The 12,161-nt window shown below is 40.8% G+C and carries 14 protein-coding genes and 1 rRNA gene; 6 read left to right on the forward strand and 9 right to left on the reverse strand.

What is annotated here, in order from left to right:
• Together rrf and N518_RS0109395 are read left to right on the forward strand one after the other, a co-directional pair.
• Positions 1 to 105, forward strand: a 5S ribosomal RNA gene (rrf, locus tag N518_RS0109390); the annotation flags it as partial.
• A gap of 171 nt (positions 106 to 276) precedes the next feature.
• Positions 277 to 1,554, forward strand: coding sequence for a M20/M25/M40 family metallo-hydrolase (locus tag N518_RS0109395; RefSeq protein ID WP_005021312.1), 1,278 nt, complete (start codon positions 277 to 279; stop codon positions 1,552 to 1,554).
• A gap of 49 nt (positions 1,555 to 1,603) precedes the next feature.
• Here the strand turns inward: N518_RS0109395 and N518_RS0109400 are convergent, their stop codons facing one another.
• On the reverse strand, positions 1,604 to 2,986 hold the full coding sequence (locus N518_RS0109400) for a dihydrolipoyl dehydrogenase (protein ID WP_005021313.1): 1,383 nt from the start codon (positions 2,984 to 2,986) through the stop codon (positions 1,604 to 1,606).
• Between the two features lie 207 nt (positions 2,987 to 3,193).
• Between N518_RS0109400 and N518_RS0109405 the strand changes: the two genes are divergently transcribed.
• Positions 3,194 to 5,194 (forward strand): Ig-like domain-containing protein, encoded by a 2,001-nt coding sequence (locus N518_RS0109405; RefSeq protein WP_005021314.1) that lies wholly within the window; start codon positions 3,194 to 3,196, stop codon positions 5,192 to 5,194.
• A gap of 155 nt (positions 5,195 to 5,349) precedes the next feature.
• On the opposite strand, the gene N518_RS0109410 is transcribed toward N518_RS0109405, so the two are convergent.
• Both N518_RS0109410 and N518_RS0109415 read right to left on the reverse strand, forming a co-directional pair.
• Positions 5,350 to 5,784 (reverse strand): beta-lactamase hydrolase domain-containing protein, encoded by a 435-nt coding sequence (locus tag N518_RS0109410; RefSeq protein ID WP_005021315.1) that lies wholly within the window; start codon positions 5,782 to 5,784, stop codon positions 5,350 to 5,352.
• Positions 5,777 to 6,112 (reverse strand): TIGR01244 family sulfur transferase, encoded by a 336-nt coding sequence (locus N518_RS0109415; RefSeq protein ID WP_005018435.1) that lies wholly within the window; start codon positions 6,110 to 6,112, stop codon positions 5,777 to 5,779. Before N518_RS0109415 ends, N518_RS0109410 begins: the two co-directional genes overlap by 8 nt.
• A 262-nt stretch (positions 6,113 to 6,374) precedes the next feature.
• On the opposite strand from N518_RS0109415, the gene trxC reads away from it, so the two are divergent.
• Both trxC and N518_RS0109425 read left to right on the forward strand, forming a co-directional pair.
• Positions 6,375 to 6,806: a thioredoxin TrxC gene (gene trxC, locus N518_RS0109420; RefSeq protein ID WP_005021316.1), complete on the forward strand. Its 432-nt coding sequence runs from the start codon at positions 6,375 to 6,377 to the stop codon at positions 6,804 to 6,806.
• Positions 6,807 to 6,861: 55 nt separating this feature from the next.
• A complete protein-coding gene (locus N518_RS0109425) occupies positions 6,862 to 7,230 on the forward strand; it encodes an acyl-CoA thioesterase (protein ID WP_171071758.1) in 369 nt (122 codons plus the stop codon).
• Positions 7,231 to 7,273: 43 nt separating this feature from the next.
• On the opposite strand, the gene N518_RS0109430 is transcribed toward N518_RS0109425, so the two are convergent.
• Positions 7,274 to 7,777, reverse strand: coding sequence for a DUF4442 domain-containing protein (locus N518_RS0109430; RefSeq protein ID WP_017401159.1), 504 nt, complete (start codon positions 7,775 to 7,777; stop codon positions 7,274 to 7,276).
• Positions 7,778 to 7,804: 27 nt separating this feature from the next.
• Complete coding sequence (locus N518_RS0109435; protein WP_005021321.1) at positions 7,805 to 8,293, reverse strand: YajQ family cyclic di-GMP-binding protein; 489 nt, start codon at positions 8,291 to 8,293, stop codon at positions 7,805 to 7,807.
• Between the two features lie 91 nt (positions 8,294 to 8,384).
• On the opposite strand from N518_RS0109435, the gene N518_RS0109440 reads away from it, so the two are divergent.
• A complete protein-coding gene (locus N518_RS0109440; protein WP_005018447.1) occupies positions 8,385 to 8,699 on the forward strand; it encodes a rhodanese-like domain-containing protein in 315 nt (104 codons plus the stop codon).
• Positions 8,700 to 8,776: 77 nt separating this feature from the next.
• On the opposite strand, the gene mnmC is transcribed toward N518_RS0109440, so the two are convergent.
• The 4 genes from mnmC to N518_RS0109460 are packed head-to-tail and all read right to left on the reverse strand — an operon-like array spanning position 8,777 to position 12,160.
• Complete coding sequence (mnmC, locus tag N518_RS0109445; RefSeq protein ID WP_005021323.1) at positions 8,777 to 10,684, reverse strand: FAD-dependent 5-carboxymethylaminomethyl-2-thiouridine(34) oxidoreductase MnmC; 1,908 nt, start codon at positions 10,682 to 10,684, stop codon at positions 8,777 to 8,779.
• 39 nt (positions 10,685 to 10,723) lie between these two features.
• Complete coding sequence (locus tag N518_RS0109450) at positions 10,724 to 11,212, reverse strand: hypothetical protein (RefSeq protein WP_005018451.1); 489 nt, start codon at positions 11,210 to 11,212, stop codon at positions 10,724 to 10,726.
• A 4-nt stretch (positions 11,213 to 11,216) separates the two neighbouring features.
• Entirely contained in the window at positions 11,217 to 11,519 is a 303-nt protein-coding gene (locus N518_RS0109455) for a YciI family protein (protein ID WP_005018454.1), read from the reverse strand.
• A gap of 26 nt (positions 11,520 to 11,545) precedes the next feature.
• The gene (locus tag N518_RS0109460; protein ID WP_005018456.1) at positions 11,546 to 12,160 is read right to left on the reverse strand and encodes an inner membrane-spanning protein YciB; all 615 of its coding nucleotides are present in this window, start codon (positions 12,158 to 12,160) and stop codon (positions 11,546 to 11,548) included.
• Position 12,161: the final 1 nt, after the last annotated feature.

Genomic DNA, 12,161 nt, shown 5'->3' on the forward strand with positions numbered 1-12,161 from the left:
ATAGCAAGAGTGAACCACCTGATCCCTTCCCGAACTCAGAAGTGAAACCTCTTAGCGCTGATGGTAGTGTGGGGTTACCCATGTGAGAGTAAGTCATCGCCAGCTCATTATTCTAAAAAGCCCCCTCACATGAGGGGGCTTTTTTTATGCGCAGGGGTTATATAAAATAATAGTTACTTTTAATAAATAAATTATTATATTGATTTTTCACTTATTTAAACTTCAGCTTATGAGCTGTATTTATAAAGCAGATAAATTGATAGGGATTATTATTAAATGAAAAGACAATTAAAATATGGCATAGGTATAGGTATATCACTTTTTATTTGTACTTCAATCAGTCATGCCGCCTCAGCTCAAGAATTAATAAAAGTAGCTGAGTCACAAAAGCAGCCTTTTTTAAATACTTTAAAAACTTTAGTAAATATTGAGTCTGGTAGCCGCGATATAGAAGGGCTGAATATAATTGCCAAGCAGGTAGCGCAACAACTTAAAAATACGGGTGCTCAAGTAGAAATTATTACTAATCACGATATTTATCGTATGGATGATACGCCCGAGCAAGTGGGACCAGTTGTGAAAGCAACCCATAAAGGTAAGGGGCAAACTAATATTATGCTAATTGCGCATATGGATACAGTTTATCCGAAAGGCTCGTTAGCAAAACAGCCATTTCGTATTGAAGGTGATAAAGCATATGGCTTGGGAATCATTGATGACAAGCAGGGAGTTGCATCGATTATTCATATTCTGTCTATACTTAAAAAATTAAACTATCAGGACTACGGCACCATAACAGTATTGATGAATTCAGATGAAGAAATCAGTTCGCCAGGTTCCCGTAAACTGATTAGTAAAATTGCTCAACAGCAGGATGTCATATTTTCATTTGAGGGTGGGGGAACAGATGGAAGTTTACGCTTGGCTACCAGCGGTATTGGCGCTGCCTATTTAGAGGTTAAAGGTAAGGCCTCTCATGCGGGTGTTAAGCCTGAAGATGGGGTAAATGCATTAACTGAGCTTTCTCACCAGATATTACAGCTGCAGGATCTGTCTGATGCTAAAACAGGTTTAAAATTAAACTGGACAGTTGCTACAGCTGGCAGAACCCGTAATGTAATACCAGAAGAGGCTCAAGCCCAGGCAGATGTACGTGCCTTAGACAATGCCGATTTTAAGAAAGTTGAAAGAATATTGGCTGAGCGGATAAAAAATAAAAAATTAAAAGACAGCCAAGTGGCAGTTAAATTTGAATTGCGCCGGCCTCCTTTATCTGCAAGTGAGCAAGCTCTATCAATTGCCAAGCAGGCCCAACAAATTTATTTGCAAGAATTCAAACAGCCGTTAAATATTCTAACTGAGGCAACAGGTGGAGGGACAGATGCTGCCTTTGCTGCGCTGGATTCCAAAGCAGCAGTCATCGAAGGAATGGGAGTTTCAGGATATGGAGCCCATTCCAATCAGGCCGAATATATTCTGGTAGAAAGTATTGTTCCACGTTTATATATGGCTACTCGGCTCATTATGGATATTTCAGAGCAGAAAAATAAATAGTTTTATATAAGACTAGAGTAAAGCCATGAATTCTTATTCATGGCTTTATTTAATTTAGGACATTTAATTGTCTGCGTGCGTGCTTTAATGCTGTTCTTAATCCTTCTTCCATAGTTGGGTGATAAAATGGTTTTGCAAGTAAGCGATCAACAGTTATATTTTCGGCCATCATCCAGTTTAGCAGATGGGCAAAATGTTCAGCATTGTTTACTAATAGTTCTGCACCCAGTAATTGTTTAGTCTGTTTATCTACGTATACCTCAACTTTGCCCATATTCTTTCCTAATACGATGGCTCTTCCCTGTTTCTCATAAAAAACTTCTCCAGTCACAAATTGAGAGCCTGCTTTAACCAGTTGTTGATAACTTTTTCCAACTATAGCCATTTCTGGTTGGCTAAATACAATAGATAGGGGCGTAAATAATTTTATAGGTTGAATATGGGGGTAACTTAAACAGTTATGTACAGCAAGCTTGCCTTCTTGTGCTGCCTCATGCTGAATGGGAGTATCTGTATATGCATCGCCTACTATAAAGATAGGGTACTCTGTAAGCTGTTTGGTTTCTGGATGAACAGGAAGATTTTTAATATCTTTAAAATCAGAGTGAATCTGGTCAAGTTTTAATGTATTTAGAAGACTTTTCCTTCCGGTAGCTACTAACAAATAATCAACTTCTAAGTCTTTAAATTTTCCATTCTGCTGATAACTTAACTTTACCCCATGCTCTGTTTTTACTACCTGTTCAGGTAAGGTGTTATATAAAATACATAACTCTTTAGCAAATTCCTGCTGGGCGATTTTCTGAAGTTCTGGACTGCTTAAATTACCTATCCGCTGACTACGTGCAAATATGGTTGTTTTTACATTTAAACGTTGCATGGCTTGTGCGAGCTCAAGGGCAATTACACCGCTACCCACTACGGCCAGTGAATTGGGTAGAGTCTCGAGCTCAAAAATATCATCTGATGTAATTAAACGATCCTGAAGTTCTTTTTTCCATTTAATATCGAAGCTTGGAGTTGAGCCAACTGCAAGAATAAAGCTTTTAGCCTGATAATGCTGGCTATTCACTTCTATGGTGTTGGCATTAATAAAATGTGCCTGTCCAGAGATTTTATGAGCTTCATTCCAGCTTTTTACATCCATCAGAGTAGCTTTTACAAATTGATCTCTGAGCCGTCGTACATGTGGCATGACGTGAGCTGTATTAATCTTACTTTTAGCTTTTAAGCCAACTTCATCTGCATGATGTATGTCATGCATCCGGTTAGCTGAAGAAATCAGAACTTTACTTGGCATACAACCTACACGGGCACATGTAGTATCCCAAGAGCCATCATTGATAATTAAAATATTTTGTGTATGTTTAATTGCCTCCTTATAGGCACCGATGCCGGCTGTGCCTGCCCCAACAATAATAAGATCGTACATTTATCTACCTATTTTAAAAGATTTTTTATATTCAAGGCTTCATCATATATTGTTGTAATTTTTGGTCTGTATCTTTTGTTAAAACTAATTAAAGAAAGGTATTAATAAAGAATCAGATTGATAAAAAATGTTATTTTAAGTAAATTTCACTTATAAGTAATCAATTTTTAAATGATTTGAATTTTACAAGAAATATAGGGTCTATAAATGTCTAACTATTTAATCAAATTAAAAAAACTTGGGGTAAATATAACTCTACTCACGAGTTCAATTGTATTGGTCGCTTGTGGTGGAGGTGGAAGTGACGGATATTTTAATCAAGATGGTGGGTCTGGAAATGGGTCAGGCTCGACCGATGGGGGGACTACAGCTGAAGTTCGTATAAGTAATATTGAGCTCTATGATACTAACAATTTATTGACCCGTACCGTTACAGTGCAAGGCGCTACAGCAAAAGTTAAAGTAACTAATGCTTCTGGTCAAGCTATAAGCAGTGCTTTAGTTACTTTTTCAGGTTCAGGTGTCACATTTGGCACCACTAATAATGCTGTCTTAACTAATGCTGAAGGTGAAGCCAGTATTTCTCTTAAACCATCAAATACTACAGATACAGGAAGTCACCAGATTTCTGCCACTGTAATTTATAATGGTATATCGTCAACTTCTTCTCCCTATTATTTCACTTTACAGGCTTCTAATATAACTTTAGCTAACATGACTGCAGAAAGTACACTATTGGAATCAGGTGCTTCTACAAATATTACTTTAAAAACTCAAGATGCAGTAACAGGTATTAATCAGAACGATGTAACTGTAAACTTTAGTGCAACTTGTGGAAAATTTGAACCAAGTTCTATGGTTTCTTCAAATCAAGGCGATATTACTACAACTTATACAGCAGTTAATGCAAATGGTAACTTGTGTGAAGGTTTACAGACTATCACTGCAACTGGCAGTAATACAGCTATAAGCAATAGTATTCAAGTTAATATTGCGAACATACAGGCTAACTCAATAGTTTACAGCTCAGATCCGGTAAATCTTGGCATACAAAGAAGTGGATCTGCATCTTCTGGCCAGATTGAATATACGATTTACTCTAATGGAAAACCGGCTACCAATCAGGATGTCAGAATTGAGCTTATGCGAGGGCCAGAAGATATAAGCTTCATTACGCCAGGTAATCGCTTAACTAAAATTGTCAAAAGTAACTCATCTGGTAAAGTAATTATTAATTTATATCCAGGTAATAAACCTGGGCCTGTAGAAATCAAAGCCTCATTAGCTTTAAATTCTAATATTTTTGCACTGTCTAAAAACGTTACTATCTCTACGGGGCGTGTGACTCAAGATGGACTAAGTCTCTCAGTAGATAAAAACTCGCTTCAAAATGATGTAGATGGAGATTCTGCTACAATTGTAGCTCGTATGGTTGATAGAGTCGGTAATCCTGTACCCGATGGTACGAGCATCAGTTTCGTTGCAGAAGGCGGAAGTATAATGCCTAATTGTTCTACAGTAGGGGGCGCTTGTACTGTAAAACTGATTACCCAGAATCCTCGTCCTGCTGACAATCGTGTGACTGTGTTAGCTTATGTAGAGGGAGATAAAACCTATGAGGATTTAGATGGCGATAACTTATATACAGCTGGCATAGATAAGCTTAGCTCTAATATTGGTGACTTCTTCCGCGATGATAATGAAGATAATATCTACAATTCTAACTTGGGCGAGTTTCTTTATAAACGCGGAGCTAGTGGTACAGCTTGTACTGATTCTAAATTTGTGCAACCTAATATACCTTCTACTTGTGACAATAACTTGGATGCAGTTATTCGTCAGCAATTATTATTTGCTTTTGCTACAGATACTCCTACTATTTCTGATATTAGTCTTTCAAATACGCAGTTCTCATTCAAGCTTTTTGGTAATAGTGCTAGATCAGTTCCGATGCCTACAGGAACCACAGTTGCAGTTAAAGTTGAGGATAATACTAAAAACAATGAGTTATCATGTTCAGCTGAATTAAGAGCAGGTGGAGCGACTGTACCTAATGTATTTGACTTAAAAACACCTTCAGCTTTTAGGAATAATGAACAAGTCAATTATGAATATCGCTTAAAAGAGTGTGCTGCAGGAGACACTATTATTCTGGGTATAACAGCTCCTAATGGAAAGATCAAATCAGTAGAATATACCATCCGTTAATTAAAAATAAAAAACAGCGCCTAGGCGCTGTTTTTTTATGAATGTCAGTATCTGAAAATTAAAGTGAGGTTCCCACACTTACCCCAACAGTTGGGCGTACATTCATAGAACTGCAGCCCATCAAGGTAAGTGAACATAAAAGAACGAGTAAAATTTTATTCACGTAATAATCCCTGTTGCTTGGCCTGATTAAATAGAGCAGTCGAGCGCCCCCCACTATGACAGATCAGCAGAATCGGTTTAGGCAGGCTATTATAATAACGAGCAAACTCAACAATATCCGGCTGTGAAACTTTTACACTTTCAACAGGCTGGTAAATCAGACTGACATGAGACTTTTCTGCAACAGTCCGGAGCTGATTTACGGTTACAGGATTGCCGAGCTCACCGTCGGGCCGGTTAACAATGACTGATTTAAAACCCTGCTTGAGTAACTGCTGAAACTTTACCAAATCCATCTGTCCGGCTACGCTAACCTCTTCATTTAAAGGTTTGCTGATGGCCTGGTCAGTAACAGCAGCATTGACTGAAGAGATGGCACTTCCACACCAGCCCAGACTGAGCAGAAGGGCGCATATGTATTTAGTCATCCAGCAGGTCCATCTGTTTTGCTAATTGATAGAGGTTATTTGAGCGATTGCCAGTACGGCAGAACATTAAAATAGGTTTTGGCAGTTCATTATAGTGATTTGCAAATGTGCGCACATCAAGTTCACTGATCTGGCCAGCAACAACAGGCTGATAGACATAATCTAGGCCCGCAGCTCGAGCGGCCTCTTCAATCTGTGCACTGGTAGGCTGTTCAGCACCACCTTCCATATCTGGACGGTTATTGATGATCGATCTGAAACCTTTTTCAACTACTTGGGACACATGATCAGGGCCAATCTGGCCTGCAAAACCTACATTCTCGCTCATTTTTTTACTCCATAGACTCATAAGGAATTTATGCAGACATGATAGCATTAAGCAAGATTATGCGTCGAAATCGGTAGAAAATTAATAAATTTTTCCCAACAAAATATTAATGGATCTGATGAATATTTTTGATTGGAAGGTTTTTTAATCATATATGGGCTGAGGGCAGATTTAGAGTTTCTGTTTTTATAAAATAATACCATTTGAAAAGTCGGGCATACTCGCATTAAAATTTTCATATACATTGACTGGATGAAAATGAATGATTCTTGTATGTCCAAGCTGTAGTGCAAAAAATCGTGTACCAGAGGAAAAGCTTGATGCAGCTCCGAATTGTGGACAATGTCATGCTGCCTTGCTTCCACGAGCACCAATTGAGTTAACTGAGCAGAATTTTAGTAATTTCATGAGTCATAGTGACCTGCCTGTACTGATTGATCTATGGGCCGACTGGTGTGGGCCATGCAAAATGATGGCGCCGCATTTTGCTGAGGCTGCCAAACATAACCCGCATGTTATTTTTGCCAAGATTAATTCCGAGACTTCTCCACGCTTAAGTGCTGCATTTAATGTCAGAAGTATCCCGACCCTGGTACTGATGAATAAAACCACAGAAGTTGCTAGAATAAGTGGCGCCCTTCGATCTGCCGAGTTACAACAATGGCTGGATCAGCAACTTAAAGTCCGGAGTTAATGTGTCAGATATTAATCTAAAACCTGAAGGGGTATTGTCTCTTCAAACAATTGCTATGCCTGCTGATACCAACTGGAGCGGAGACGTGTTTGGTGGCTGGATCGTTTCACAGATGGATTTAGCTGGTGCAATTCATGCTGAACGTTTTAGTAAAGGACGATGCGCCACTATTTCGATTAACCAGATGACTTTTCTGGTACCGGTTAAAGTGGGCGATGTAATTAGCTGTTATACCAAAATTTTAAAAGTTGGTAATACTTCAATCCAGATGCAGATTGAAGTCTGGGATAGCCATGATTCATCACGGCCAGCTAAACGTGTTACAGAAGGAGTTTTTACTTTTGTCGCTGTAGACGTAAAAGGTAATAAACGCATAATTCCAGAAGAGGTTAAGCAGAAGTTTTTAGAGTCACAACAGGTTTAAAATAAAAATCCCAGACATAATCTGGGATTTTTTATAATTGTCATTAAGACGGTTTAAGCCGATCTTTAGCGACCCAGGCCCACAGCATTTCACACTGAATGGGCTCTTCACCAGACTCGTCTACCACTGAGACTGTAACGAGCGTTTCGCCTTTCTCCGAGGTTTGCATCATCTGCTGCTGTTCAGCAGACAAAGTTGCTACAGCGGTCATCGCTCCTTGAGTGGGCCGTTTAAAGTCAATTTTAAAACTTTTAATCAGTACAATAGCATTTTGAGGAACATTCATTGCAGTTACAAAACCAGTAGCAGTTTCGGCAAGAAGTGTCATGGCACAGGCATGAATCTGACCAATATGGTTCTGCATGGTATGATGATTCGCCATAATGACTACCACTTTGGATGCGGTTACTTCAAGATAACGAATCTTTGCTGTACCTACCATTGGCACCACCCGACCAAATGCTCTACTCCACAAAGTACTGCGCAGGCCTTTAGGAAGCTTTGAGGTGGTCTTGATCAGTCTGGACAAGCGATTATTATGGGCCATGAGGTTTCTCTTGCAAGCAATAGTGTCTTAATCTTTGAAGTTGTTAAATTGTAGTGGCAAGCCAAACTGCTGCTCACGCAGAAAGTTCATTACCTGCTGCAGGGTATCGCGCTTTTTGTCTGTTACACGGATTTTGTCACCCTGAATCGATGATTGCACTTTAATCCCACTTTCTTTAATGGCTTTATTAATTTTTTTTGCCGTATCTGAGTCAAGGCCATCTTTAAGTTTGATCACCTGGACTACATTTTTTCCTGAAGCAGTCGCTTTTTGGGGATCGAGTGCCTGTACATCAATTTTACGTTTATAAAAGTGATTCTCTAACATGCTATACACTTGTTCACATTGGAAATCACTTTCTGTGATAATTTTAATTTCTTTATTTTTTTCATTTAGTTCGATGGAAACATCCTGGCCGCGGAAGTCAAACCGGGTTGCAATTTCCTTTTGGGTATTTTGAACAGCGTGATTAACTTCAAATAACTCTAATTCGGATACAATATCGAAAGATGGCATGGTTTAGACCTTTACAAAGGGAAAGAATATCTGAGATGCTAGGGATGTTTTCTTCATTTGCCAAGTATTGTTTACATCAAAGGAGTGCGCAATGATCCGTAAACAAGAAATTACTACATTTGAGTTCCCAGAAAATGCTGTTATCTGGGATGTCCGTGACACAGGTGCATATGCAGAAGGTCATATTCGAGGTGCGATCAATCAGCCTATCAATGATCTGAGCGCAGAAAGCTTGTCTCAGGTAGCAGCGGATCAACCGATTTATATCCTGTGCGGTGGTGGCAGTAAAGCCCCGCGTGCGGCTGAAATGCTTGAAAGCATTGATGACTCGCGTGAATACGTGGTATTGATGGGGGGGACCCGAGCAGCACGTGATGCAGGATTGCCTTTGGAACAAGAAGGATAGAAAAAAGCGCCCCAGAGAGGGCGCTTTTTTTCAGGCTATGAGTACTGTACTGTCCAGCTTCGCACAGGCTGGTTGATTCAAGAATTTCTTTGCTGTTTTAAACGTTTTTGAAACCGTTGAGGGTTGAGCTTCTGTACTACACTGGCCGGTACAGGGCAGGCTTCTTTAAATACCAATGCGGCCAGTATTTCACTGCATAAGGGTGCATACAGAAAACCTTTAGAGCCTAAACCGGAAAAAGTATAAATTTCTGTATCAGACTCTATTTTGCCGAGCAGGGGAAAGTAATCCATAGTTTGGGCACGAATAGAGGCACGGCCCTGCCAAGCTTCTATAGGTGGTAAAGTGGCTGCATATTCTGGAAATACTTTTGCAAGAAGTTCTGCATTATGCTGATGATCCTCAGCCAGGACTTCATCATCTTCACGGCCTGGTAAGAACGAAGCGCCAAGAAGCAGATTTTCAGGATCAAATTGCAGACAATAACCGCCATAACTGATGGCTTCCTGCATATTCAGAGGTTGTACCGTATTATTGACCCAGCTTACTTGCCCTCGAATTGGCCGTAGTTTCGGGCAATTGCTGAGCAGTGACTGGCTCTGTCGAGCACAGCACACCACCACATGGTCAAATTTACCCAGAGATTTACCGTTGGCATCATATAAGACGGTGTCTTGAGCTTGCGGAATAATACGTTCCACGGCTGCCTGCGCAAACTGGATCAGTGAATGTTCTAAAATCTGGTCACGTAACAGATGTGGAGAGACACCGCCAGCTTGATTAAGCCGTAGACTTTCAGACTGTGTAGAAAGCGGGTGACATTGAGCAGTTTGTACTGTAAGTAATTCATCCGGATATTGTTCTGCCAGACTCAAGAGCTGTTCGCCTTCTTTTAAAGCCATCTGGTGAATCTGTAATGGCCGGAAAGCTCTAAATTGCTGATAATAATTAAGTGCATATTGCCAAGTAACTGTCATTAAATGGGTATGACTTTTTTCGATCTGGCTGAGCTTCGGATTTAACAGGGCAAGTGGATTTCCAGAGGCACCAGCTAAAGGCGCATTGCGGTCAAACAGTTTAACCTGATGGCCACGCTGGGCAAAAGACCAGGCTACACTTAGTCCGGCAATACCTGCACCAATCACAGCGATCTGTTTTTGCCGATGAGTTGTTTTAACAGCTATTCGGGGGGGGAGTTGCCCTGAAGTCAGACTCTCTGGTTTTTCCTGCTTTTCAGTTGCAGCATCGGCAACGGACGGCTGCCAGATCGCTTTTAACATTTCACGCTTATGACCAAAACCACGTGGACGTGTAACCTGAATGCCGTGACTACGTAACCCCCGCTTGAGAACACCGGCGACGCTGAATGAAGCAAATGTAGTACCATGGTCAGATAAACGGATAATATGATTTAAAACCTGTTCTTCCCACATATCCGGATTACAAGAAGGCGCAAAGCCATCCAGAAACCAGGCATTTACAGATGCTGTCTTTTCCATAAGGGGGAACATATCATGTGCATCTCCCAGCCACAGGTCAAGGCTAAAGCGTTCTTCAGGAAATGACAGCCGGTGACAGCCTGCAATCAGTAAGGGATACTGCTGGAGCAGCTGCTCGGCTAAAGGAGCAAGTTCTGGCCAAGCTTTTAATGCACGGATCAGATCAGGTTTACCAAGCGGAAACTTCTCTACACTGACTGCATGCAGATGGCTATGATTATCAGGTCTGACCTGTTGCCAAAGTTGCCATAACGCTAGAATATTCAGTCCAGTACCAAAACCGGTTTCACCTACACAGAAATATTCAAAGTCGCTTAAGGTAGCGAGGCGTTCAGTCAAGTCATTGCCATTTAAAAAAACATGGCGTGTTTCCAGCAGACCGTTATCTTTAGAGAAATAGACATCTCCAAACTGTCGGGATACCGGTACCTCAATATTATCGATAAGTTGCCAGTCTAAAGCAGCTGTTTGAATCGGATAGGACAAACCATAAAACCCTTTATTTATGCAGAGAAAAAGTGGAAATTACCACTGACGCCGGCGCTTGGTGTATACATAACTTGCAATAAGAAAACCCATCAATACGCCTACAGCTAAAGTTGCTGCGCCGTAGAGAAACATCTGGGCACTACGTTCACTCTGTAAAACCTGAACCTGTACAGCAAGGCTATCATTTTTTAATTGCAGTTCCTGATTTTGTGCCAGCGCGTCCAGATTGGCTTTTTCCAGTTGTTGCAGGCGTATACCTTGATCTTTGATCAGTGTTTTAATCTTGGCATCTTGCAAGGCCTTATTTTTGGCGAGTTGTTCAGCTGTTAAAGGCCGGACTTCCTGAGGTTGGCCTGTAGGGGCAACTGTTGCAGCGACAGCCATAGCGGCTGGTCGGTTAGCCGTATTAGCATTTAGTGGGGCTGTTACAGGTGCAGCTGCTACAGGTTCACTGACTGCTTCAACAGCCCAGGCGGTAGAACAAAAAAATAGAATGCCCAGACAGCTTTGGACTACAACACGCATGAATTTATCCTTGAGGAAAGGCTTTATTGAAAGGCTTAATATCGATATGCGCATAAACACCAGCTTTTAGAAAAGGCTCTTCTTTAAGCCAGACATCCAGTGCTTCACGGCTATCAAACTCAACAATCATAGTACTGCCATAAAAACCTGCCTGAGGATCAGCAGGGTCTTTAGGCATCGCACCTGCTACGATCAGGCGGCCTTCGTCATTTAGCTTTTGTAACCGTTCAATGTGTTGAGGACGTGTGGCGAGACGTTTTTCAACTGTACCCTCGTGATCGGTACAGCTTAATACAAATAAAGGCATGAAATTTTTGACCTGTATGACACACCTTAAGCTTCGGGCGACTTAAAGTGTTTACGTAAGACTATGAACTGAATAATGATAAAGGAAAACATAACAATCATGTCACCAAATGCCGTAAATTCTCCCCAATATTTTCCATTCATCCAGATAAAGGCAAAGAAAATATGCAGGCAGGCCATGACTACAAACATGGCAGCCCAAGCAAAGTTCAGATTCTTCCAGCCTTTTTCGGTCAGGTTGAAAATAGGACCAAATAAACGCTGGATCAGGGGTTTACGTTCTTTACCGAAAAATGGCGACAAAAGGAAAGCTCCGGCAAAGACCAGATTCAAAATAGCTGCCTTCAGACGGATATAAAAATCATCGCTAAGCATTAAAGTGATACCACCAAAAATTACGGTCATAAACAGCACAATCCACTGCTGTTTATCCAGACGGAATTTTTGCATGACAAATAAAGCACCATACACCACCAACATGGAAATGATGAGTCCTGTGGTCGCCACCAGAATATTATTGTTATCTACACCGCCCGCAGAGCCGATCAGTTGTAAAAGTGGATGTTGGGTATCATCTGGTTCAACCGTCTTGTACAGATAAAAGAAAATAATCAGTGGAACAAAGTCCAGAAGCGCTTTCATG

Origin of the sequence: Acinetobacter sp. UNC436CL71CviS28, assembly GCF_000620525.1 — a bacterium.
Lineage (GTDB): Bacteria > Pseudomonadota > Gammaproteobacteria > Pseudomonadales > Moraxellaceae > Acinetobacter > Acinetobacter radioresistens.

Bases quoted from the DNA above. Each gene is read 5' to 3' on its own strand.
- N518_RS0109395 (WP_005021312.1), top strand. From the start codon at position 277: ATGAAAAGACAATTAAAATATGGCATAGGTATAGGTATATCACTTTTT.
- N518_RS0109400 (WP_005021313.1), bottom strand. From the start codon at position 2,986: ATGTACGATCTTATTATTGTTGGGGCAGGCACAGCCGGCATCGGTGCC.
- N518_RS0109405 (WP_005021314.1), top strand. From the start codon at position 3,194: ATGTCTAACTATTTAATCAAATTAAAAAAACTTGGGGTAAATATAACT.
- N518_RS0109410 (WP_005021315.1), bottom strand. From the start codon at position 5,784: ATGACTAAATACATATGCGCCCTTCTGCTCAGTCTGGGCTGGTGTGGA.
- N518_RS0109415 (WP_005018435.1), bottom strand. From the start codon at position 6,112: ATGAGCGAGAATGTAGGTTTTGCAGGCCAGATTGGCCCTGATCATGTG.
- trxC (WP_005021316.1), top strand. From the start codon at position 6,375: ATGATTCTTGTATGTCCAAGCTGTAGTGCAAAAAATCGTGTACCAGAG.
- N518_RS0109425 (WP_171071758.1), top strand. From the start codon at position 6,862: ATGCCTGCTGATACCAACTGGAGCGGAGACGTGTTTGGTGGCTGGATC.
- N518_RS0109430 (WP_017401159.1), bottom strand. From the start codon at position 7,777: ATGGCCCATAATAATCGCTTGTCCAGACTGATCAAGACCACCTCAAAG.
- N518_RS0109435 (WP_005021321.1), bottom strand. From the start codon at position 8,293: ATGCCATCTTTCGATATTGTATCCGAATTAGAGTTATTTGAAGTTAAT.
- N518_RS0109440 (WP_005018447.1), top strand. From the start codon at position 8,385: ATGATCCGTAAACAAGAAATTACTACATTTGAGTTCCCAGAAAATGCT.
- N518_RS0109450 (WP_005018451.1), bottom strand. From the start codon at position 11,212: ATGCGTGTTGTAGTCCAAAGCTGTCTGGGCATTCTATTTTTTTGTTCT.
- N518_RS0109455 (WP_005018454.1), bottom strand. From the start codon at position 11,519: ATGCCTTTATTTGTATTAAGCTGTACCGATCACGAGGGTACAGTTGAA.
- N518_RS0109460 (WP_005018456.1), bottom strand. From the start codon at position 12,160: ATGAAAGCGCTTCTGGACTTTGTTCCACTGATTATTTTCTTTTATCTG.